Below are 23,236 nucleotides of genomic sequence, written 5' to 3'. Positions count from 1 at the left end.
TGCAACAATCGGGACAATGATATGGATCGCTTTGATGCGATGGCTGCCTTCATCGCGGTGACCGACCTCAACGGGTTTGCACCGGCGGCACGCAAGCTGGGGCTCTCGACATCGGCGGTCACGCGGCACGTTGCGGCGCTGGAGGACCGGCTGGGCGTGCGCCTCCTCAATCGCACCACGCGTGCGGTGAGCCTTACCGATGCGGGACTGCGCTACCTCGAACGAAGCCGGCGGATCCTTGCCGATCTCGATGATGCCGATCAGATGGCGGGGAGCGAGCAGGGCGAGCCCATGGGTCGATTGGTGGTGTCTGCCCCGCAGGTCTTTGGGCGACTGCACGTCGCGCCGCTGGTCTGCGCGTTCATGACCCGCCACCCCAGGATCACGGCCGAGCTGCTGCTTTCAGATCGCATGGTCAACCTGGTCGAAGACGGCGTCGACTTGGCCATACGCATCGGCAATCTCACCGACTCGAGCGATATTGCGCGCAAGGTCGGCGCGGTGCGGCGTGTCCTCGTTGCGTCGCCTGACTATCTCGCGGCTCAGGGCGTGCCCCAGTCGCCCGCGGAGCTGAGCGAGCATCACTTGATCGCCTTTACCGCGCTCGCACGGCCGGATCGCTGGAGTTTCTGGAATGGTGACACGCAGCATGAGGTGCAAGTGCGGCCGCGGCTGGTCACAAACAGTGCGGATGCCGCGATCTGGCACGCCTCGCAAGGCGGGGGACTGACGCTGGCGCTGAGCTATCAGGTCGCCGAGCAGGTGCGAGAGGGCAGACTGAGTGCGGTTCTGGAGGATTTCGAGCCTCAACCCTATCCCGTCCAGATCGTCTACCCGACCTCCCGCCTGCTCTCGCTCAAGGTCCGCGCGTTTCTGGAGCAGGCGGTGGCGACGCGAGACTGGAACTTCCTCGATCTCGCCACGGCTGCCTAGTTCCGCTACTCGGCGAAGTAGGGTTCGACTTCCACTGGACGGGCCTGGACACTGCGGTGGCAATGCAATGTCTTCGGTCAGCGATAGCTACTAGCGCATAGCGGTCTTCAGCGAGCGGCTGCTGCTGGCCCAAGGCGACCACAGGCGGAATAGTGTACCAGCTACGTTTCTGATGTTTGTCCCGACCAACTACGCACCAACAAATGATGCTGGTCCACGTATGATCAGGCAACCGCCCCTACAGGCACGGCACCTGTCATGATCGCCACGGCTTCCTGCATGCTGCTTGATTTGGGATTGAGCAGAGCGATCCGCCGCCCCAGCCGATGCACATGGATGCGATCAGCGACCTCGAACACATGCGGCATGTTGTGGGAGATCAGGATGATCGGGATGCCGCGGTTGCGCACTTCGAGGATCAACTCCAGAACCCGGCGGCTCTCCTTTACGCCAAGCGCGGCGGTAGGCTCGTCGAGGATTACCACTTTCGAGCCGAATGCAACGGCGCGCGCCACGGCAACGCCTTGGCGTTGACCGCCGGACAGAGTTTCCACAGACTGGCCGATGTTCTGGATGGTCATAAGTCCGAGTTCGCTCAGTTTTTCACGCGCGATCTTTTGCATCAGGCGCTTGTCCAGCTTTTTGAACACACTTCCATATAGACCGGGCTTGTGCAGCTCGCGCCCTAAAAACATGTTGTCGGCGATCGACAGCGCGGGAGACAATGCGAGGTTCTGGTACACAGTCTCGATACCAGCCTGGCGCGCCTCGATCGGGGAGCCAAACTGCACCTGCCGACCTTCGAGGCGGATTTCGCCGCCATCGAGGCGGATGGCACCTGAGAGGGCCTTGATCAACGAGGACTTGCCTGCGCCATTGTCGCCGATGACCGCGAGGATCTCACCCGGCAGGAGCTCGAAATCGGCGCCGTCGAGTGCCACCACGCGGCCATAGCGCTTGATCAGTCCCTTTGCCGACAGCACGGGCTCGATCATGTCGCAACCTTTCTAATCCATTGGTCCATGCCGACGGCGAGAATGATGAGCCAGCCGATAGCGAAGACTTGCCAGAGCACGTCGACCCCCGCGATCCTCAGGCCCGACTGGAACACACCGACGATCAACGCTCCAACCAACGGCCCGGCGATTGAGCCGCGACCACCGAACAGCGAAATGCCTCCAATCACTACCGCGGTGATTGAGGAAAGATTGGCGTCGTAAAAACTTTGCGGCGAGACCGAGCCCACGCGGCCAATTGAGGCCCAGGCGGCCAGCCCAGCGATCAGCCCGGCAACCACGTATACCGAGCGGATCACCCGATTGGTGCGGATACCGGCGAGCTCGGCGGCCTCCTTGTCGTCGCCGACGGCGTAGACGTGGCGACCCCAGGCGGTGTGGTTGAGCACATACCAGAGCAGTGCAAACAGCGTGACGGTCAGGAGCGAGCCGAAGGTGAATGTGGCGCCAGCGATATCGAAGCGCTCACCCCAGAATTTCAGGAGCGGAGCATACTTGTCGAGATCCTGGCTGCGAATCGACTGCGCGCCGGAAAAGAGCAGGTTGAGCGCGAAGAAGACGTTCCAGGTGCCAAGCGTGACAATGAAGGGCGGCATTCGCCACAGTGTGATCAACATGCCATTTAGCCAGCCACAGGCCAATCCAGCGGCAAAGCCTAGCACCACCGCCACAGGCGCTGGCAGGCCAAAGCTCACCGCCAGCTTGCCCGAAATCACCGACGCCAGCACCATGATGGCGGCGACCGACAGATCGATGCCGGCGGTCAGCACCACAAGGCTTTGCGCGGCGGCAAGCAGGCCGATGATCGACACCTGCTGAACCACCAAGGACAGGTTGTTGGCGGCGAAGAATTTATCTCCGGCGAACAGGCCAAAGGCAACGACACTGAGCAGCAGGATCAAGACCGGTACGATGGTAGGATAGTCGTGCAACAGATGGCGCAGCCGTTCGAGTGCGGTGGCTGGCGCACTGTCGAAATGTGCTGGTTCGACAGCCGGCGCGAGCGGTTGAGGCTCGCGCAGCGGTTCGGCGTATGACATCAATCCCTCCGGACTTGAAGAAAAGGGCGGCTCATGCCGCCCTTCCTGGACGAGTTTGCGCGGTTTGGCGCGGCAGGCCTAGCCCCAGCAGAGCTCAAGGCCTTTCTTGGTGTCGATCGAGTCGACGCCTGGTGCCGGCTTGTCGGTGACCAGCGTCACGCCGGTGTTGAAAAAGCTGAGGCCAGGAGTTGGCTCGGGCTTCTTACCGGTCTCGACAAAAGTCTTGATCGCCTCAACGCCGAGCGCCGCCATTTGCAGGGGGTATTGTTGGGCGGTGGCACCCAGTGAACCATCGGCGATGTTCTGGACGCCCGGGCAGCCACCATCGACCGAAACCATCAGGATGTCCTTCTCTTTGCCGGCGGCCTTGATGGCCTCCCAGGCACCGGCCGCAGCCGGTTCGTTGATGGTATAGACGAGGTTGATCCCGGGTTCCTTCTGAAGCAGCGATTCCATCGCTGTACGGCCGCCCTCTTCGGCAGCGCCGCTGGCCTCCTGACCGACAATGCGCGGATCGGTCTCGTCGCCATACTTGTTGGGATCGGCGAGGTCGATGCCAAAGCCCTGAAGGAAGCCCTGATTACGCAAAACATCAACGAGTGGCTGGGCCGGGCCGAAGTTCAGGGTAGCGATCTTGGCTGTGGCAGCGCCCTCACCCATGGCCGACTTGGCCCAAGCGCCCACCAGCTTGCCAGCGGTGAAATTGTCCGTGGCAAAGGTAGCATCGGCGGCATCGGCGGGTTCAAGCGGGGTGTCCAGAGCAATGACCAGGATGCCCTTCTTCTTGGCTTCTTCAACCAGTGGCGTCAGCGCCTTGGAATCGGAGGCATTGAGCAGGATGCCGTTGACGCCTTCGGTCATGCAGCTTTCCATGGCCGCGGCCTGCGTTTCGACATCGCCGATGACCTTGCCGGCATAGGTCGAGAGCTTGATCCCGAGCTCATTTGCTTTAGCGATAGCCCCTTCTTTCATCTTGACGAAAAATGGATTGATATCAGTTGCAGTGATCAGGCAGGCGCTGATATCGGCGGCCTGTGCCGGCGCGGTCGCGAGGCCCAGCGTGAGCAGAACGCCGAATGTCGGCGCTAAGTGAATTGGCTTCATAGTTTCCTCCCATGAGCGCCACCCGGCGGGCGGCGACGTTTCTCGCGTCGCGGTTGTGGCGACTGCGGATGCGTTTCGACGGTGCCGTGGCTCCCCCCGGCGATCTGTCGCGATCTTTATCTCACCGCCCTCCAAACTGAGTCAATAATTTTTTCCAGTGGATTTACTTAGTCGACCAGAGTCGCTCTCGAAGGCTCCGCAGACGCGTTTTCTTTGGTGGCGACTTTGCGGAGCGCGTCGTCACCCGGCGGAGACGGGTAAGCGCTATAGCCGCATCAGACGAGCAGCATACCCTGTATGGTTTTGGCCAGCGCCAAGCCGAGGGCCCGGTGTGCATCGCTGTCGAGATGGATGCCGTCTATTGCGCTAACTTCAATAATCTCGCCAGCATCGAAATACGGCAGGCCGTTTCGGTGTGCCATTTCGGCCAGCAGTGGCGGCAGTCTCCGCGACTTTTCTGCGCCTTCGAAGAACATGTCTGCCAGCCGCCCAATTTCCTGAATCGGCGGTGGGATGACCAATAGGACGGCCGGCTGGGCGCCGCTAGGTCCGGCGTCGCTTTTGCGGATGGCGTTGACCAAAATCTCAAACGAATCAACGATATCGCCAGTCGTGACGGAGAAACGATGTTTGAAGTCGTTGGTCCCGAGCATAACAATCACCAGATCTACCGGCATATGCGTTTCAAGGCAGATCGGCAGGGCCTTGAGGCCGTTCTTGTGGGGGCCGTCGATCGGATCGTCATGCACGGTGGTGCGGCCGGGGTGGCCTTCCTCTACCACGTTCCAGCTTTCGCCGAGCTGCCGCTGAAGCACACCTGGCCAGCGCCGGTCCGGCGCGTACCGGTGCCCGCCGCCGCGCGCCAGAGTGGGGACCACACCGTAGGTGTTGGAGTCACCAAAACACAGTATCGTCTGTCTCTTTGCCACTTTTCCCCCACTCCCCAAACAAGGTGCCTGCCCACGGCCGCACACCGACGGCTCGCTTACCACGCGGAGCCTCCATGCACTACCTAATTCCAGTGGACTTACGAAACGGTTGATTGACTGACGCTACGTTGCTATTGCTCAATGGCGTTCCGGACTCCGGGCGCCGGAGGACGGTTTGACCGGCAATAGTTACTACAGCCTTGAAAAGGATGCCGAGGCACGGAGCGGCGGCACAACGCAGGCGGAAACACGCGTCTACAACGAGCGGTTGATCCTGTCGCTGATCCGACGGCGCGGACAATTGTCAAAGGTCGAGTTGACACGTCTCACGGGACTGTCGGCACAGACCATCACCACCATCGTCAACCGGGCGGCGGACAACGGACTTCTGGTCCGACTGGAGCCTCTACGGGGTCGGCTGGGGCAACCTTCGGTGCCATATGCACTTGATCCGCAAGGGGTCTACTCTTTCGGGCTGAAGATCGACCGGCGCAGCGCCGATATGGCGCTGATCAACTTTCTCGGTGAGGTTGTGGCGTTTGATCGAACCACGTTCAACTACCCGACACCCGACGAAGTGATGACATTTGGGCGGGCGGCGATCGCGAAAATGCTACGCAAAAACCGAGATATAGCAACCAACCGCATTGCTGGATTGGGGATCGCCTCACCCTTCCACCTGTGGAACTGGAGCGAAGAGATCGGCGCACCGCCTGGCAGTCTCGCGGCTTGGAAGCAGATTGATATCCGGGCAGAGCTTGATCGCGAATACGAGTGGCCGGTCTACCTGTTCAACGACGCAATGGTTTCTGCAGGGGCGGAGCTGATGTTCGGCTCCGGTGCCGGGCGGGCTGATTTCCTCTACGCCTATATCGGTTATTTCATCGGCGGCGGGCTAGTACTCGACCACCACCTGTTCCCAGGCCGCAACAAGCGCGCGGGCTCGCTTGGTGACATGCCCGTGCCGGCACCCAAGGGATCCGGTACCGACACCGTCCCGCTGCTACAGACTGCGTCACTGTTCACGCTAGCCAAGAAGCTCAATGGTCACGGCGCAGATATTTGGGCCTCACCAGATGAATGGGGCGATCTAGGCCGACCTCTCGGAGAGTGGATCGATGAAGTATCGGACGGGCTCGCCTTCGCCATCAAGGGCGCGGTGGCGCTGATCGACGTCGATAACGTGGTGATTGACGGCGCCATCCCGGCTTCAGTGCGCAAGGATATTGCTCGGCAGACTCGGCTGAAGCTAGCGCGACTGCTCGCTGACCGCCCCGAGCCGTTTTCCGTGCTGGAGGGCACCTACGGTCATATGGGCCCCGCCATTGGCGGTGCCACGATCCCGCTCCTTGTCAACTATTCCAACGACAAGGACGTCCTGTTCAAAGACTAACTGCTTGGGGAGGTTTGGCGCGTTGGCGTTCCAATGCTCGGTAGCTTGCCATATCTCGTTGCCGTCGTCGGAGTGCGATGAGTTCGCTGCGATCAGGAACTTGATCGAACGCGTGACCGTCACGCCGGCTCCCGGAGCCTCGAGCCCTCTGGCCGAAGTCGCAGGCGATCTCGCACGCTTCCTGAGGACCTCTCAGGGCTCGTCGGGGGACTGGCGGCAACGGACATTCGATACCAAAAACTATATGCAAATCAATATGTTATAGTGGATTGGCCCGTAGGTGTTCCTTGAGGTCATTTGGAGTGGCAGCGGTGGACTGGGTGTCTTCGCGCTGGGTCCGAGTCGGCGCCAATTCAGGGTTGGTCTCCGTGACAAATGATGCGGCGAGATCTGCGAGGCGATTCACGTCACTGGCGGAGAACGCTCGGCCGGCCTGGTCAAAGACCAGCAGCGCGCCAGATTTCCTGCCGTCAATGATCACCGGCACACCGGCCGCGGCTCCAAATCCATTCTCCACCATGAACGGGTTCTCCATCAGCGCGCGCCAGGCTCCCGCGTCGGCTGCTGTCGCACCATTCTCAAGAATGTAGTCCCTCAACGGCGCAAGCTCATGCTGGCTGGCAGTCTTGTCGCCGTCCGAATCCGCCATCACCACCATGGCGATGGGGACCGTGAGTTCGGTGGAAACCTTGGTGGCAAAGTCCGCCAGCTGTGCGCTCGGCCGGGCCAGCCTATGCAACGGTTCGCTGGGGCCAGGCGTGTGGCCAGCTGAAAACTGTTCCGGCGCCTGCGACTTGATAAACTCCTGGACGCTGGCGATCGAATGGCAGAGCTGAGCAACCCCCTGCGGCGTTTCGATGGGCTCATCGCTTTCTGACAGCAGGCAGCCGACAACCGCGACTGCTGGCGAACGACGATGAATGTGCCGCGCCGCATTTTTCAGGTATGCCGCTGCCGCCGCATCCAGGTAGGCGATGCAAACCACATCGACATGGTCGAGTTCGAGCTGCCCTATCCCCTGGCGCCGCAATGATACCGGCGGCAGCAGCCGCACGGTCACACCCGAAGCCGACAGACTCTGGGCGATCATGCTGGCGGCCGCTCCATCCAGTTCCGTTCGCCCGCCGATGCAGAGCACCGACAGGGCAGCAGGATTTTCAGTGGTCTCAGGCCAGAGGTTGGCGAGTTCCTGGACTACTGCGTCCATGCTCTCTGCCACGAGCCTCCGCTCTGCCAGATCGCCGCCGTCACGCGCCCTGTCGGTCTCGGCAAACCGGAGGGCAGGAATGGCCACGCTGTCGTAGAACTCCTGCGGCGAGCCGCTCTTGTCGACATATTGCTCGGCGAGATCTATGGCCTCCTCGGCATTGCCGGAAACCAGGCGCTGGTAGAGCTGTTCATCAGGAGCCAGAACCGGCTCGCTTCCGAGCATGGTTTCGAGGAACGCCAGTTGCGGAACGTAGCGGCCCAGGACGACGAGGCACACCGTCAGCGGTGTCGCAAGGATAAGCCCGATCGGCCCCCAGAGCGTTGCCCAGAACATCGCAGCCACGAGCACTGCCAGTGCAGAGAGCCCGGTACTTGAACCGTAAAGTCGGGGTTCGACCGCGTTCGTGATGGTCATCTCGAGCGCCACGAACAGTCCGACGACGGCCACCAGCTTGCTCCACTGCGGATCAATAGCAAACGACAGCGCCAATGGGATGACCGCGGCGATGATGGTTCCGACGAACGGAATGTAACGGAACAACCCCGCCAGCAATCCCCACAGCAGCGCGTCGGGGATACCGATGAAGAACAGGCCCAGCCCGAACAATGTGCCATAGCTGGCGTTGACTACGAACTGCACCAAAAGATAGCGGCTGACCCTCCGGCCGGCATCAGTCATCGCCCGCGTCGTGGTCCGAAGATCACCGCTGCTGACGAGCTTGAGGAACCGGTCCCGGAAGTTCTCCCGCTCGACCAGCAGAAAGATGACAAACAGGGTGACGATGGCGCTGGTCGCAAGCGGACCCAGTACAGATCCGAGGAAGGCTTGGCCAAAGCCAAGCGGGCCTACCGCCGGATCGACGATCCGCACCGGCACGGGCGCCGTGGCGCCCTCAGGGTCGGGGAGCGCTGCGAGGATATTCTGCAGGGCGCCGACGACGCGTTCGACGACATCACCCGAAGTCGTCGATTTCTGCAGGGCCAACAACTTGTTGGCGACGACTTGCTGATATTTCGGGATTTCCGTGGCGAGGTGCGCAACCTCCGTCACCACCAGAAACGACAGGCCCGCAAGCACTGCGCCTGCAGTTGCGACAGTCATCAGCGCGGCCAGCACGTGCGGTACACCGATACGCTGCAGCGCCCTCACCACTGGCGACAGCGCGAACGTCAGCAGCACCGCGAGCACGAGGGGCACAAAGATGCTTGAGCCGAGGTACAGCGCTGCCACGGCGATGACGCCGACAAACAGGGTATTCATGCCACCTCCGGACGCGCGTCGCGACGGACGCCTGGAGCTTTGGCTGTCTCTCGAAATCATGACGTCGTGCCCTCGACCCATCGGACATGAATTCACGGGCTGGAAAATCCATGGATGGGCTAACGCGAGCTAACGCACACGCGCCGCAAAGGTTGCGCGGTACGTCTCGGTATTTGCCGCAGAGCTATCCTCGATCGCTGTATTGAACGCCGCGCCCAGAACGAGGATCTGCGCTGAATTATAGATCCATAACAGCAACACCACCGCCGCCGTGATGGAGCCGAATGTGGCCTGATAGTTCGCAAAGTTCTCGACATAAATGGAGAACACAACACCCGCCACAATCCACAACACGGACGCGAGGAGTGCACCCGGCCAGATGTAACGCCATCGCCTGGGGTGCCGGTCAGGTCCCCACCGAAACAGCGCAGAAATGACGAGGACCGAAAGAAACAGCAGAACCGGCCAGCGGAGCGCCAGAACCAGCCAGTCGCTCCCCGTCGGAAACGGGAGCAAGGCCGGCAGCCCAGCGATCGTAACCAGCGCCACCGTAAGGAACACTGCACCGCCCACGGTGAGCCCTATAGCCATCATGAGCGCCTTCAAGAAACTCCTTCGCTCCGGCTCCTCCCGGACGCGCGACATTGCATAGATCAAGGCGCTCACCCCGCGTGAACCGCTCCAAAGCGCCAGCAGCACTGAGATCAGGAGCCCGATGCCGAGCGTGGAGTTGGGCTGGGCGATGAGAATTCGAAGCTGTTCGTGGAGGACCGAGAGCACCGCTGACGGCAATACATACTGCAGCGCATCCAGCGTGGACTCCATGGTGCTTCGATCGGCAATCAGCCCGTAGGTGGTTGCGACGATGCCAATGGCGGGAAACAGCGACATGAAGCTGAAAAACGCCGTCCCCGCGCAGCGCAGGGAGGTGTCCGGGTCCGCAAACGCACGGAAGGTGGCCACGACCACGCGCCGCCATCTCCCAGGGGAAAACGACGAACCCTGAAGACGATCGCGCATTGGCCTGCACCTGTTGGTTGTGGTGGGTGTTAACCCGTGCCGGGCATTTCAGTTGCGTTCGAGGTGCGCCTTCCCCGTTCCGACGCAGTGACCCTGTCCTTGAGCCGGAGACGAATGCGATCTCGATGAGAACGTCGCTGCCGGATTGACAGCCGCGATGTCGGCAGCTTATTTGCAGTTTGTGCAAGCTATGTAGAAACTGCAAAGGTGCTGAATGCCCGCTTCTGTCCGCCTCGCCCCCCGGTATCGGACCATTCCGATGCTGAGCACCTTCGTGCTTCTCGCCGGCTGCTCCTCCCTCGGCATTCAGTACACACAGCCGGACACCAAGCTGCTGTCGTCATACGCCACCGCCGGCCAGTCGGGCACCGCGGTCACCGCTGAGACCAAGTGGTGGACAGCGTTTGGCGACAAATTGCTCAACCAGTTGATGGACGCAGGTCTCGCCCAGAACCTGACGGTCCTCCAGGCCATGGAGCGGGTGGAGGCAGCGCGCGCGACCGCACGGATCAACGGCGTCTCCTACCAGCCATCGCTGACCGGAACGGCATCGCTCACCGAGTCGGGCACCATTTCCGATGGCTCGAGCACCAATGTCACCAGCAAATCGGCCGGAATTGACGCCAGCTGGGAGTTGGATCTCTTCGGCGCCGGCAAGCGCAATCGCGAAAAGCAGGCGGCTAACGTCGAGGCCGCACAAGAGGTGGTCAACGGCGCGCGCCTCACCCTCATCGGGGACATCGCCAGCGCCTATGTGAACGTACGCACCTATCAGCGCCGCCTGGTCCTCGCCCGCGCCGCCCTCGAAACCCAGCGCGCCACGACCGACGTGGTGAAAAAGCAGCTCGACGCCGGCAGCGCCACCGAACTGGCGCTGTCGCAAGCCCAGGGCCAGCAGCAGAACACCGCCGCCGCCATCCCGAGCCTCGAAAGCGCGGTGCAGCAGTCGATCAACGCTCTCGCGGTCCTCCTGGGACAGGAACCCAAGGCCGTCGAAGGCCGCTTCGCCGCCACCGGACGCATCCCGCGCGCCAAGGGCGAAATCGGCAAGGGCGTCCCGGCCGACCTCATCCGTGTCCGCCCCGATATCCGCCAGGCCGAGCGCGAACTTGCTGCGGCCGTTGCCGATATCGGCATCAAGCAAGCCGATCTCTATCCCAGCCTGACCCTCAGCGGCGCGCTTTCGACCAATGGCACGACCGGCTCCTGGAACCTCGGACCGACCATCACCCTGCCGCTCTTCAATCGTGATCAGCTGAAGGCCAATGTCGATCTCGCCCAATCCACGGCCCGCGAACAATACCTCGCCTACCGTCAGACAGTGCTGGCTGCGGTGCGCGATGTCGAAGACGCGCTTGTCGCCTACAACCGGGAAAAATCGCGCCGCGCTGCCCTCTCCGCGAGCGTCCAGGCCTACAGCCGCGCCTCGGAGCTTTCCAAGAGCCTCTATGAGGGCGGCAGCGCCACCTACAGTGAATTGCTGACCGCGCAGGCCGCGCAGCAGTCGGCTGAGGACGCCCTCATCCAGTCGGAAGCAGCAGTGGCATCGGACTATATCGCCCTCGCCAAGGCGCTTGGCGGCGGGTGGTCGCTCTCAGCAAAGTAGGCCGCTTCACTTGACGCCGTACGCAAACTTTGCAGCTTATGCAAAAAAGTTAGGTGTGAGCATGGATCTAAGGCAACGGCGCAAACTGGAAACGACCAAACTAATTCGCGAAGCCGCCATAGGGCTGGCCCGAGACAACGGCGTGCAAACCGTAACAGTCGAGGCCATCTGCGAAGCAGCGGGCATCAGCCAGCGGACCTTCTTTAACTACTTCCCGTTCAAGGAAGCCGCCTTGGTACTCCCTCCTCCGCCCTTGCCCCCCGAGGCGGTGGCGCGCTTTGTGTCAGGAAACGCTGATCTGGTAGCGGACCTGATCGATCTCATGGTCGCCCAGGTCACCGAGATGAACGGCTCCCGCTGGATCGGCAAGCTGATGCGCGAGGTCACTCAGGCCTACCCGCTTCTGATCCCGCTGCAAATGGCCGAGTTCCATAAATTCGAGCTTCAGCTCCAGGCCCTCGTCGCAGGGCGGTTGCGGGTGAGCCCCGACAATGTCCGATGCCTGGCGCTCGCCGGGGCCGTTATAGGCGCGGTTCGCGCCACATTCGATCGCTGGCGCGACGACGATCAGGCTGACTTGCCTCTCCTGGTACGTGAGAGCCTTGAGAGCCTCGTCGAAACCATTCGCTTCCCCAGTCTGAAGAGCTAGTCGCCGGCGTGGCACTTCCCAATCACTCGCGGGTGCCCCTCCCGCCATTGCCCAGAGGTTGAAATGAACAGAATGATCGGCGCGGCCCTTGCGGTGGCCACCCTGACGGTGCTGACGCAATCGGCTCTCGCTCAGCCCGCGGGCGCCCCCCCACCCGGCATGAGCATGGGCGGCCCCGCCGCTGCAACCCCGGTGGGCATCGTCGTTCTGCAGCCGCAGTCGGTTCCCCTGACCACGACGCTGCCGGGACGCGTCACCGCGTCGGCAACGGCGCAGGTTCGTCCCCAGGTGGGCGGCATCATCACCGCGGTCGCGGTTAAAGAGGGGCAGCCGGTGAAAGCCGGTGACCTGCTCTTCACCATCGACGACAAGAATTATCAAGCGGAAGTCGCGGCCGCCGAAGCCAACCTCGCCAGCGCCAACGCGCAACTCCCCTCCGCCGAAGCCAAAGTCACCCGCTACGAAACCCTGGTCGGCTCGGGCGGCGTATCGCAGTCCGATCTCGATACCGCCAAGGTCGAACTGGCCCAGGCCAAGGCCTCCGTGCAAAGCGCCGAAGCCCAGCTCGCGGGCAAGCAGATCACGCTCGACCAGACCAAAATCACCGCACCCATCTCCGGCATGCTCGGCACATTGAATGCCGAAATCGGCTCGCTGGTCACCGCCAGCCAGGCCGATGCATTGGCAACCATCCGCACCGTCGATCCAAGCTACATCGAGCTTGTCGAGAGCTCCGTCAACATCCTCGCCCTGCGCTCTGATGGCGACGCGGACCCGGCAAAAACGCGGCCTCCCCTTCCCAAGGTCAACCTGACCCTGGAAGACGGCCGCCTTTATGACCAGGAAGGCACGATCTCGAGCTCTGATCTCGTCGTCAGCGAGACCACAGGCACCGTCACCATGCGCGCCACTATCCCCAACCCTGAACGCATTCTGCTGCCCGGCATGTTTGTGCGCGCCCACATCGCCATCGGCGAGCAGGAAAACGCCTTCCTCGTGCCGCAGCGCGCCGTGACCTTCAACTCGCGCGGTGAACCGACGGCGTACTTCGTGACCGCCGACAACAAGGCCGAGCAGCGCGTGCTGACCGCCACGCGCGACATGAACAATGCCTGGGTCGTCACTGCCGGTGTCACCGCTGGCGACAAGCTCATTGTCGATGGTCTGCAAAAGATCAGCGATGGCTCCGCCGTCGCGCCGCTCGAAGTCACGATCTCGGAAGACGGCGTCATCGCCCAGGACATGAGTGCGATCGCAGCGCCTGCTGCTGCTGCCGCTGACGCAATGGCACCCGCAGGTGCCACGGCGCCGGACGACGCTGCAGCTACCACCACGGAGACCGCGAAATGAGCGTGACTTCCGCTCCCGCCCCCGCCTCCTCGATTCCGACACGCAAGTCGATCGCCAGCTTCTTCATCGGCCGGCCGATCTTTGCCATCGTGCTGGCGATCGTCGTCTGCCTTGCTGGTGTGTATTCCATTTTCACCCTGCCGATCTCCCAGTATCCGGAGATCGCCCCTGTCACCATCAACATCAATGCCAGCTATCCTGGCGCCAGCGCCGAGGCAGTGCAGAACTCGGTGACAACGGTGATTGAAGATGCCATCACCGGCTTCTCCGATCTCCTCTATATGGAGAGCACCTCATCGAGCGGCTCGGCCAGCATCAGCCTGACCTTCGGGTCCGGCGTCGACGCCGACATCGTTCAGGTGCAGGTGCAGAACAAGCTGTCGCCCATTGAGGCCCAGCTACCCCAGACGGTTCAGGATGCCGGCGTGACGGTGACCCGCTCAGGTAGCTCCATCCTGATGGTCGGCAACATCGTCTCCAACGATGGCAAGATGACCTCGTCGCAGCTGTCCGACATCATGGCCAGCACCATCGAGCCGGCTGTTCGTCAGGTTGATGGTGTCGGCAGCATCCTGTCGTTCGGCTCGGGCTATGCCATGCGCATCTGGCTCGATCCGCTGGCGCTCGCCCAGTACAAGCTGACTCCATCTGACGTGACGGCTGCCATCAAGCAGCAGAACACCGAAGTCGCGGTCGGCGAAATCGGCGGCTCCCCAACCAGCAAGGGCCAGCAGTTGCGCGTGACGGTCAAAGCGCAAACCCAGCTGAAGACGGTTGCCGAGTTCGAGAACATCCGCCTGGTCTCGGCCGAAGATGGCTCCACCGTGCGCCTCAAGGACGTCGCAAGGGTGGAACTCGGCCTCGAATCCTATGGTTCGAGCTCAACCTTCAACGGCAAGCCCGCCGGCGGGTTCGGCGTGCAGATGTCGAGCGGCGCCAACGCCATCAACACCGCTCTGGGCGTACATGCTGCGCTCGATGCCCTCAAGGGCGCCCTGCCCGAAGGCGTGTCGATCGAATACTCGTACGAAACGACACTCTTCGTCGAACTGTCGATCGAAAAGGTGGTCTCCACCCTGGTCGAGGCCATTGTCCTCGTCTTCTTCGTGCTCCTGATCTTCCTCCAGAACTGGCGCGCGACGATCATTCCGATGATCGCCGTACCCGTCGTCATGCTCGGCACCTTCGGTGTACTGGCCGTGCTGGGCTATTCGATCAACACCCTCACCATGTTTGCCATGGTGCTGGCGATCGGCCTCCTCGTCGACGACGCCATCGTGGTGGTCGAAAACGTCGAACGCATCATGACCGAGGAAAAGCTCTCGGCTCGCGAAGCGACCGAGAAATCGATGGGTGAAATCACCGGGGCGCTGATCGGCATCGCCGCGGTGCTGACCGCCGTGTTCATCCCGATGGCCTTCTTTTCAGGCTCCGTCGGGGTGATCTACCGGCAGTTCTCGATCACCATCGCCAGCGCCATGATCCTGTCGGCTGCAGTTGCCATCATCCTCACCCCCGCGCTTTGCGTGTTGCTATTTCGCACCCACCATTCGGGCGAAACGCGGTTTCCTCCCTTCCGCTGGTTCAACAAGAGCTTTTCGGCCCTCACCAACGGCTATGTCGGCACCGTCGGCTTCGTCGTCGGTCGCCCGCTCCGCTTCCTCGTCGTCTTCGCAGCCCTGATCGCCGGCGCCTACTGGACCTACACCCAGTTGCCGACGTCCTTCATCCCCGAGGAAGACCAGGGCGTGCTGATGACCATCATCACCCTGCCCGACGGCGCCAACGCAGCGCGGACCCAGGCCGTGCTCGATATCGTCGATAACTACTACCTCACGCAGGAAAAGGACGCCGTGGAGAGCGTCTTCGCCACCGTCGGCTTCTCGCTCAGCGGCAGTGGCGAAAACAGCGCTATGGCCTTCGTCAAACTGCGCGATTTCGCCGAGCGCACCAAGCCCGAGCTCTCGGCCTCTGCCGTTTCCGGCCGTGCCTCGATGTACTTCTCCAAGGTCCGCGACGCGCAGATTTTCGCCCTGGCGCCTCCTGTCATCCAGGGGCTCGGCAGCTCGAACGGCTTCGAAATGGTGCTGCTCGACAACGCCAACAAGGGCGCCGACGCTCTCGGCCGGGCCAGCAACCAGTTAGTCGAAAACGCCGGTCAGGCAAAAGAGGTCGCCAATCTCCGCGGCAATGCCGGGGAGATGGAAAGCCGCCTGAAGATCGTCATCGATCAGGAAAAGGCAGGTGCTCTCGGCGTCGATCTCTCCGGCGCCAACACCCTGCTCGGCATTGCGCTGGCGGGCACCGAGGTCAACGACTTCGATCTCAATGGCGAACTGAAGCCGGTGATCGTAAAGGGCGACGCCGAGTACCGCATGCAGCCTGACGATCTCAAGGGCTGGTATGCCCGCAACAACAAGGGCGAAATGGTGCCCTTCTCCGCCTTCACCCAGACCGAATGGGTGCAGGGCTCGGCGTCGCTGTCGCGCTACAATGGCACGGCCTCGATCACCCTCAGCGGCTCCAATGCAACGGGCGTCAGCTCGGGTGTCGCCATGGACAAGATGGAGACGCTCGTCTCCGAACTCGACGGCGGCTACGGTACCGGCTGGACCGGCCTCTCCTACCAGGAGCGGCTCTCGGGCTCGCAGGCGCTGATACTCTACGCAGCATCGCTGATCGTCGTCTTCCTCTGCCTCGCCGCGCTTTACGAAAGCTGGACCATCCCCCTGTCGGTGCTCCTCGCGGTGCCGGTCGGCATCTTCGGCGCCATGCTGGCGGCCTACCTGTTCGGGCAATCGAACGACGTCTACTTCAAGGTAGGACTGCTGACGACCATGGGGCTCACGGCAAAGAACGCCATCCTCATCGTGGAGTTCGCCCGCGACCTCCGCGCAGCGGGGAGAACCTTGGTCGAGGCGGTGCTCGAAGCCGCCCGGGTCCGCCTGCGTCCCATCGCCATGACCTCGATCGCCTTCCTCCTCGGCGTGCTGCCGCTCGCCCTCGCCACTGGCGCAGGTTCAGGCGCGCAGAACTCGGTCGGCGTCGGCGTCGTCGGCGGCACCATCGCCGGCACCCTGATGGGCATCTTCTTCGTGCCCCTCTTCTTCGTCCTCGTCAGCGGCGGCTGGCCCCGCCGCAAAAAGAAAGTGGCCGCTTAGGCGGCCACAAACTGCAAAAGCTGATCGTTGGCGGCTGACCGGAACTTCCGGTCAGCCCTTAGCGCCGCCGGAACACCGGCGCGCGCTTTTCCTTGAACGCTGCCCGGCCTTCCTTGGCGTCGTCGGTTGCAAAGCAGATGGTCTGCAGATCGCGCTCGTAGCCGATCGCGTCGGCGATCGACATTTCCCAGGCCGCCCTCAAATTGAGCTTGGCCGTCTCGGCCGCGATCGGCGCCCGCGACGCAATCGTCCGCGCGATCCGCTTGGCCTCAGCGAGCAATTCCGCCTGCGGCACCACGCGGCTCACCAACCCCCAGCGCTCAGCCATTGCCGCATCGATCGCATCGCCTGTCATGATCATCATCGCCGCATTCGAAGGTCCGATGGCATGCGCTAGGTTCACTGCCATGCCACCGCCACCGATCCAGCCCAGCTTGACCTCCGGTGCCGCAAAGCTGGCATTCGTTGCCGCAATGCGGATATCGCACGTCATCGCCGTCTCGAGCCCGCCACCAAAGGCATAGCCGTTGACCGCCGCGATCGAGGGCTTCAAGAGCGCCCGGATCGCGTCGCAATAGTCCGGCCGGTTGCGAAACGCCCAGGGCGTTTCATAGCTGTCGAGCGTGCCGATATCGGAGCCCGCGCAGAACGCCTTCTCCCCTGCCCCGGTCAGGATCACGCAGCGGATGCCGTCGTCAGTGTTGAAGTCATTGACCGCCGCGACCAGCGCCCCCGCCATCTCCGGCGTTATCGCATTAAGCTTTTCGGGCCGGTTGATGGTGATGATGCCGACAAAACCGTCGCGTTCGACCTTGATGTTTTCTGTCATAGCGCCCCCTCCACCGCCTTCGGCGGTTCCCCTCCCCCGCTGCGCGGGTGAGGATCACCAGCGGCACGATCTCGCCTTGATCCTCCCCCGTTTACGGGGGAGGATGACCAGCGAAGCTGATGGAGCGGGCACTCAGCACTCGACTTGTGAGCCATCACACTTCCCCCTCCGCCACCGCGCCCGAAGCGATCAGCTTTTCGATCGTCGCCTCGTCGTACCCAGCTTCCCGCAACACGTCGCGCGAGTGCTCACCGGTAACAGGCGCGCCGCGCTCCACCACCGACGGCGTCTTCGAAAAACGGATCGGAAAGCCCGGCGTCTTCACGTGGCCTTCGGTAGGATGGTCATACTCGACGAACGTGCCGTTGTGCTTGATCTGCTCATCCTCCACGAGGTCAGCATAGCCATAGACCGGCCCGCACCAGATGTCGGCAGCGCGCAGCAGTTCCAGCCACTCGGCGCTGGTCTTGGTCTTCAGCCGCTCACGGGTCTTCGCAAAAATCTCGTCGCGCTTGGTCCAGGTTTCGACCTCGTCGTCCATGGTGAGAAAGCTCGGCTCACCAATCGTCGCCCCGAGATTCGCGAGCTTGGGAAACGCCACGATGATGAAGCCATCGGAGGTCGCGAACGCCCCGTAGGGTGCGCGGATATAAACATGCGCATGCGGCTCGGCCGACCGCGTCTGCGGCTTGTGGCCCACAGTAAACACCGAGAGTTCCTGCATCTGGATCGTGGTGATCGCGTCGAGCATGTTGACCTGCACCAACTGCCCCTCCCCGGTCCGCTCGCGGTGCAAGAGCGCTGCCAGTGCGCCCTCGAACGCGGTGTAAGCCGTAATCCCGTCGACCAGGTACTGCCCCGCCGCATTGGGCGGCTCGCCCGCGCGCCCCGCCGAGAGCATCGCGCCGGACATCCCCTGCAGCACCAGGTCCTGGCCCGGCCGGTTGAGATACGGCCCGTCCTCGCCATAGCCGGAGATCGACACGTAGATCAGCCTGGGGTTGATCTTGCTCAGCGTGTCGTAATCCACCCCAAGGCGCTTCGCCACGCCCGGCCTGTAGTTCTGCAGGAACACGTCGGCGGTCTTCACCAGCTCCAGCAGAACGGCCTTGCCATCGGGGTCCTTGAGGTCCACCGCGAGCGAGCGCTTGTTGCGATTGAGCGACAGGAACGACACATTGACCTTGTTGCCCCGCGCCCCGCCCGCCGCCGTGTGGCGCTGCCACTCACCGGTCACAGGCTCAACCTTCACCACATCGGCCCCCAGATCCCCCAGCCGCTGCGCCGCAAACGGCCCCGCCATGGCAATGGAACAATCAAGGACGCGATAGCCGGAAAGAATGCCCATATGGATTCAGTACCCTGTGTGAGAGTGGATGCGCCGTGGCACGATCTCGCGGTGATCCTCCCCTGCGAAGCGGGGGAGGGGGACCGCCGTAGGCGGTGGAGGGGGCGGCCACAAGCTCGACATCTCAGTGCATCACCCAGCCGCCATCGACATTGATGGTCTGGCCGGTAATGAACGATGCGGCGTCGGACGCCAGAAACATCAGGATATTGGCAATGTCGGCAGGCGCGCCGCGCCGCTGGATCGCCTGGTGATCGTAGATGCGCCGCTCATATGCAGCGAAATCAGCGTGGATCTTCTCGGCGTCAGTCGGAAACGCCCCCGGCGACACGGCATTGACTGTGATCCCATGCCGACCGAACTCGCGCGCCCATGAGCGCGTCAGCCCGAGTAGCGCGCCTTTCGACTGCACATAGGGCGTCAGGTCCGCCCAGCCGCCAGACAACGTCACCGAGGTGATGTTGATGATCCGCCCGCGCTCCGCCGCCTTCATGTGCGGCAGCGCCACCTGCACCGCAACGATCCCCGCATCGACATTGATGCGTTGCACCAGCTGCATCTCTTCGATCGTATAGGCCTCGAACGGCTTGCTCGGGTAAATCGCGGCATTGTTGATCACCACGTCGAACCCACCGACCTCCGCCGAGACCTGCTCCAGCCCGGCCCGCAGTCCCGTGAGGTCGGAAAGATCGAGCCGCGCCACCGTCAACCCGTCGAGCCCTGCAGCCGCCGCCTCGAGCGCCGCAATCTTCCGCTCGTCGATATCAACCGCCACCACCTTGGCGCCGGTCCTCAGCATGCGCACCGCGCTCTCCAGCCCTAACCCGCCGGCTGCCCCGGTATAGAGAATGGTCTTGCCCGCGATCGAGCCGAACTGGTCCGCGCTCATTGCCGCCCCGCAATCGGCAGATGGTTATTGGATAGCGCCGGATAGTCCGTCTCCGGCTGCCCAGACACCGCCCGGATCCTCGCCTCCGATGCAGCGATCGCCCCAGCCCCATCTAGCACCCGGAACACGGTATCGTATCGCCGCTCGTCACCGTGATTGAGCCAGATCATCTCGCCCCGGTCCCGCGCCGCCTGGTTGCCCAGCACATGGTGGGTCGAGGGTTCGATCCCCAGCGCATATTGCCCGGCCTGGAGGTTCTGCCACTCATACTGGCAGGGGAACTGGCTCTTCAGCGTCGTCACCTCAAGCCCCAGCCCGACCCGGTCATTGACCAGCGCCACCGGCACTTCGCCAGCCTTGCTCGCCGCCATCTCGTGCTGCCAGACCTGCTCATGAAAATCGAGCTTCGGCGCCGGGAGCTGCCGATAGCCGACGCCCTGCCTCTGGTACGCATCCCCGGCATGCGCCGCCCACACTACATCGGCGATCGGCGCGAGATAACGCGCGGCCTCGTCCAGCACCGGGTGCCCCACATTGATGTGGTAGCAGTACATGTGCGGCGTCTTGTAGAACCCGTGGTTCACCACCCGGTCCGTGAGCCGGATCTCGTTGCCCCCCACATCCGCCTCGATCCGGCGGATGAGGTGCAGATCCTCCCCAAACACGGCAGACTGCTGCACCACACCCTCGGCCCAGAGCGTGCAGGTGTCACCATTCCAGCTTTCGCCATAGCCCGTCAGTCGCGCCGGAATCGTCCCCACCCGCCCGTGCAGCGAGTGCTTCACCGTCTGCTTGGGGCTGTAGACGTAAGTCTCCGCCGAGACCTCGTTCATGAACAGGATGTGGTCGAGCCCGCAGGTCACCAGCAGCCCCGAGAACGATCGCGCCCAGGCGAGCCCGCCCTCGCCTTCATATTCATGCAGCCCCGGATTGCGGAACCCCGCCGGCGAGTGCCATCCGATGGCGCGGCCATTGTGCTCGCACTCGGCAATATCCATCGCCCGGTCAACCAGCACCGTGAACCTGAGGCCCGAGCCCGTGCGAAACTCCAGCATACGGATACCGCGCTCGACGCCGTCGCCCAGCGTCACCAGCCGCACCCCGGCAAACTGCGACAGCATCCCCGAGCGCTCTGCCACCTGCCGGCGCGTCAGGCTCTCTCCAAACAGCTCAACCACGCTGCGTCCTCCCTAAGTCCCGTCAGTCGAGATGGTACACTTCCGGCATCGTCGACCACCATTCCCCCTCGGCCGCCGTCTTCAGCGGCATCTGGCAGGGGGCGGTCAGGGCAAGCCAGCGCTTGGTCACCGCCAACTCGCCCAGAACCTTCATGTCCGCGGCATAGTCGGAACCGATATATTCCCAGTATCCGAACAGCAGGTTTTCCGGCTCACGCAGGTAAATCGAGTAATTGCGGATATTGGCGGCGCTCAGCGCCGCGTCCATATCGGGCCAGGGCTCGGCGTGCAGCCTCTTGTACTCGGCCAACTTCTCGGGCTTCACCCCGATGACCATTCCCATCCGCTGTGGCTTGCTGCTCATTCCTTGGTCCCCCCGGCCGTCATTCCGGTCACGAGGAACCGCTGCGAGAACAGAAACACGATCAGCACCGGCGCAATCGCAATCAGCGTCGCCAACGCCAACGCCGACAGCGAGATCGTCGTCGATCCCGCATTGGTCGGATTGAACGCCGGCACGTTCGACAACAGCTCCGCCAAGCCCACCTGGATCGGCGACTTCCGCCCAGGCAGCGTCACGTAAGGCAAAAAGTAGTTGTTCCAGTTGCCGGTGAAATTAAAGAACCCCACCAGCGCGATCACCGGGGTGGCGAGTGGCATGGCGATCTTCCAGAACACCTGGAACTCGTTGGCCCCATCGATCCGCGCCGCATCGAGCAGGTCGCGCGACACCGCCGTCGAAAAGTAGATGTAGGTAAGATAGACGCCGAACGGGAAGAACGAGAACGGCAGGATCACCGCCAGCGGGTTGCCGATCAGCTTCATGGCGCTGAGCTCGAGAAAGATCGGCAGCACCAGCGCCGTGCTCGGCACCAGCATCACGATCAGCGTCACCGCCAAGAGCGTCTTCCGCCCGCGGAACTCGGTCAGCGCCATGGCGTAGCCGGCCGGGATCGAGATCACCAGCGTGATCACCAGCGCCGCCCCGCAATAGAACGCCGAATTGCCAATCCAGGTCCACAGCAGCCCGTTCTGGAACGTCACAAGGCTGTTCCAGTTGGCCGCCAGCGTCGAGAGGTCACCGAAGGCGAACGGGTTCTCCAGCAGCAGCTGGCGGTCGGTCTTCGTCGGCGCGATCAAGAGCCAGATCAGCGGCACCAGAAAGAACAGGGCAAATATAGTGAGCAGCAGCACCGCAAAGACGCGGCCCAGCCACTCACCCGGGGTCATCGCCGCCTGCGGGCGCCCCAAAACGTTACTAGGCGCGCTCAAACAAACCACCACGGAAAACGAAGAACACACTCAAGGCCAGCGCCACCACCAGCAGCACCAGAGAGATCGCCGCCGAGCCGTTGAAGTCGCTCTGCTTGAAGGCATAGAGGAAGGCCAACTGGTTCAGCGAATAGTCCTGCGACACCACACCTCGGCTGGCCTGCGACAAGACGCGTGGCTCCACAAACAGCTGCGTGCCGCTCGCGAACGACAGGACGACCATATAAGCGATCCATTTGCGCATCAGCGGGATCTGGATTGACCACGCCGTCCGGATCGGCCCCGCACCATCGACGCGCGCCGCCTCCAGCACTTCGCGGCTGATATTGTTGAGCGCGCCGTACATGACGACGATCCAGCCGCCCGCACCCGTCCAGAACGCAATCATCGCGAGGACGAACGGCAGGCTGTCCGCCTGCACCGCCTGCACCAGCGAGTTCAGGCCTATCGCACGCAGCAGGAACGACACCGGGCTCACCGTCGGATCGAGCACAAACAGCCAGACCACGACGCTCGAAGCGCCAGCGAGCGCACCGGGGATGTAGTAGACAAACCGCATGCTGGTGGAGAGCCACTTGGCCCCGATTGAGTGGACGACCAGCGCCAGCAGCACCACGAGGATCACGAGGCTGACCAGCCACACCACGAGGTAGATGCCCACATGCTCCACTGCGGGCAGGAAGCGGTAATCCTTGAAGACCTTGATGAAATTATCAAAACCCACAAACGCACCGCGTTTGCTGAACGCCAGGTAGATCGCATAGATTGAGGGGAAGACGCCGAACACCAGGAGAAACAGCGTGTAGAGGCCGACAAACACCAGTCCGATCCGGCCCTGTGACCGCTCCACGCTGCGGCGGCTCGATCGTCCGCGGGCCGGAGTAGCAGAGATTTGCTCGATCGTGGTCACGCGGGGCAGCTCCAGGCACTACAATTGTTTACGAAAGCGAAGGCGGGAATATCCGGTCCACCGGCTGTCATCCCTGCGAAGGCAGGGACCCAAGTCACAGCCGGCACCAGAGGATAGCTGGGTCCCTGCTTTCGCAGGG

Annotated in this window: 19 protein-coding genes; 6 read left to right on the top strand and 13 right to left on the bottom strand. The window is 62.7% G+C overall.

The window, feature by feature from the left end; all coding sequences use genetic code 11:
• The first annotated feature begins 21 nt into the window (after window positions 1–21).
• Window positions 22–933, top strand: coding sequence for a LysR substrate-binding domain-containing protein (locus ACO06J_RS02190; protein WP_421759061.1), 912 nt, complete (start codon window positions 22–24; stop codon window positions 931–933).
• Between the two features lie 224 nt (window positions 934–1,157).
• On the opposite strand, the gene ACO06J_RS02185 is transcribed toward ACO06J_RS02190, so the two are convergent.
• The 4 genes from ACO06J_RS02185 to ACO06J_RS02170 all read right to left on the bottom strand — a co-directional run bounded on the left by ACO06J_RS02185 (window position 1,158) and on the right by ACO06J_RS02170 (window position 5,022).
• The gene (locus ACO06J_RS02185; RefSeq protein ID WP_421759060.1) at window positions 1,158–1,928 is read right to left on the bottom strand and encodes an ATP-binding cassette domain-containing protein; all 771 of its coding nucleotides are present in this window, start codon (window positions 1,926–1,928) and stop codon (window positions 1,158–1,160) included.
• Window positions 1,925–2,989, bottom strand: a complete 1,065-nt coding sequence (locus ACO06J_RS02180; RefSeq protein ID WP_421759059.1) for an ABC transporter permease — start codon at window positions 2,987–2,989, stop codon at window positions 1,925–1,927. The genes ACO06J_RS02185 and ACO06J_RS02180 overlap by 4 nt, the downstream gene beginning before the upstream one ends.
• Before the next feature lie 78 nt (window positions 2,990–3,067).
• Complete coding sequence (locus tag ACO06J_RS02175) at window positions 3,068–4,093, bottom strand: substrate-binding domain-containing protein (protein WP_421759058.1); 1,026 nt, start codon at window positions 4,091–4,093, stop codon at window positions 3,068–3,070.
• Window positions 4,094–4,368: 275 nt separating this feature from the next.
• Window positions 4,369–5,022 carry an SGNH/GDSL hydrolase family protein gene (locus tag ACO06J_RS02170; RefSeq protein ID WP_421759057.1) on the bottom strand — a complete coding sequence of 218 codons (654 nt, stop codon included), beginning with the start codon at window positions 5,020–5,022 and terminating at the stop codon, window positions 4,369–4,371.
• Between the two features lie 175 nt (window positions 5,023–5,197).
• On the opposite strand from ACO06J_RS02170, the gene ACO06J_RS02165 reads away from it, so the two are divergent.
• Window positions 5,198–6,415: an ROK family transcriptional regulator gene (locus ACO06J_RS02165; protein WP_421759056.1), complete on the top strand. Its 1,218-nt coding sequence runs from the start codon at window positions 5,198–5,200 to the stop codon at window positions 6,413–6,415.
• Window positions 6,416–6,674: 259 nt separating this feature from the next.
• Here the strand turns inward: ACO06J_RS02165 and ACO06J_RS02160 are convergent, their stop codons facing one another.
• Both ACO06J_RS02160 and ACO06J_RS02155 read right to left on the bottom strand, forming a co-directional pair.
• Window positions 6,675–8,885, bottom strand: coding sequence for an AI-2E family transporter (locus tag ACO06J_RS02160; protein WP_421759055.1), 2,211 nt, complete (start codon window positions 8,883–8,885; stop codon window positions 6,675–6,677).
• A 129-nt stretch (window positions 8,886–9,014) separates the two neighbouring features.
• Window positions 9,015–9,848: a YihY/virulence factor BrkB family protein gene (locus ACO06J_RS02155; RefSeq protein WP_421759054.1), complete on the bottom strand. Its 834-nt coding sequence runs from the start codon at window positions 9,846–9,848 to the stop codon at window positions 9,015–9,017.
• A gap of 316 nt (window positions 9,849–10,164) precedes the next feature.
• On the opposite strand from ACO06J_RS02155, the gene ACO06J_RS02150 reads away from it, so the two are divergent.
• From ACO06J_RS02150 to ACO06J_RS02135, 4 genes are all read left to right on the top strand, one after another.
• Window positions 10,165–11,511, top strand: a complete 1,347-nt coding sequence (locus ACO06J_RS02150; RefSeq protein WP_421759053.1) for an efflux transporter outer membrane subunit — start codon at window positions 10,165–10,167, stop codon at window positions 11,509–11,511.
• Window positions 11,512–11,572: 61 nt separating this feature from the next.
• Entirely contained in the window at window positions 11,573–12,160 is a 588-nt protein-coding gene (locus tag ACO06J_RS02145) for a TetR family transcriptional regulator (RefSeq protein ID WP_421762430.1), read from the top strand.
• A gap of 63 nt (window positions 12,161–12,223) precedes the next feature.
• Window positions 12,224–13,510 carry an efflux RND transporter periplasmic adaptor subunit gene (locus ACO06J_RS02140; RefSeq protein ID WP_421759052.1) on the top strand — a complete coding sequence of 429 codons (1,287 nt, stop codon included), beginning with the start codon at window positions 12,224–12,226 and terminating at the stop codon, window positions 13,508–13,510.
• Window positions 13,511–13,560: 50 nt separating this feature from the next.
• Entirely contained in the window at window positions 13,561–16,671 is a 3,111-nt protein-coding gene (locus tag ACO06J_RS02135; RefSeq protein WP_421762429.1) for an efflux RND transporter permease subunit, read from the top strand.
• Window positions 16,672–16,729: 58 nt separating this feature from the next.
• Here the strand turns inward: ACO06J_RS02135 and ACO06J_RS02130 are convergent, their stop codons facing one another.
• The 7 genes from ACO06J_RS02130 to ACO06J_RS02100 form a co-directional block, all read right to left on the bottom strand.
• A complete protein-coding gene (locus ACO06J_RS02130; protein WP_421759051.1) occupies window positions 16,730–17,500 on the bottom strand; it encodes an enoyl-CoA hydratase/isomerase family protein in 771 nt (256 codons plus the stop codon).
• Between the two features lie 154 nt (window positions 17,501–17,654).
• Window positions 17,655–18,848, bottom strand: coding sequence for a CaiB/BaiF CoA transferase family protein (locus ACO06J_RS02125; protein WP_421759050.1), 1,194 nt, complete (start codon window positions 18,846–18,848; stop codon window positions 17,655–17,657).
• Between the two features lie 124 nt (window positions 18,849–18,972).
• The gene (locus ACO06J_RS02120; protein ID WP_421759049.1) at window positions 18,973–19,737 is read right to left on the bottom strand and encodes an SDR family NAD(P)-dependent oxidoreductase; all 765 of its coding nucleotides are present in this window, start codon (window positions 19,735–19,737) and stop codon (window positions 18,973–18,975) included.
• Window positions 19,734–20,915, bottom strand: a complete 1,182-nt coding sequence (locus ACO06J_RS02115) for an aldose 1-epimerase family protein (protein WP_421759048.1) — start codon at window positions 20,913–20,915, stop codon at window positions 19,734–19,736. The genes ACO06J_RS02120 and ACO06J_RS02115 overlap by 4 nt, the downstream gene beginning before the upstream one ends.
• 22 nt (window positions 20,916–20,937) lie before the next feature.
• Window positions 20,938–21,279: an L-rhamnose mutarotase gene (locus ACO06J_RS02110; protein ID WP_421759047.1), complete on the bottom strand. Its 342-nt coding sequence runs from the start codon at window positions 21,277–21,279 to the stop codon at window positions 20,938–20,940.
• Window positions 21,276–22,187, bottom strand: coding sequence for a carbohydrate ABC transporter permease (locus ACO06J_RS02105; RefSeq protein WP_421759046.1), 912 nt, complete (start codon window positions 22,185–22,187; stop codon window positions 21,276–21,278). The genes ACO06J_RS02110 and ACO06J_RS02105 overlap by 4 nt, the downstream gene beginning before the upstream one ends.
• Window positions 22,174–23,097, bottom strand: a complete 924-nt coding sequence (locus ACO06J_RS02100) for a carbohydrate ABC transporter permease (protein ID WP_421759045.1) — start codon at window positions 23,095–23,097, stop codon at window positions 22,174–22,176. The genes ACO06J_RS02105 and ACO06J_RS02100 overlap by 14 nt, the downstream gene beginning before the upstream one ends.
• Window positions 23,098–23,236 lie beyond the last annotated feature (139 nt).

Origin of the sequence: Devosia sp. (genome assembly GCF_965229025.1) — a bacterium.
Classification (GTDB): Bacteria; Pseudomonadota; Alphaproteobacteria; order Rhizobiales; family Devosiaceae; genus Devosia_A.
Note: the sequence above shows the minus strand (reverse complement) of the source record. Positions and strands in the feature narration are given on the sequence as shown.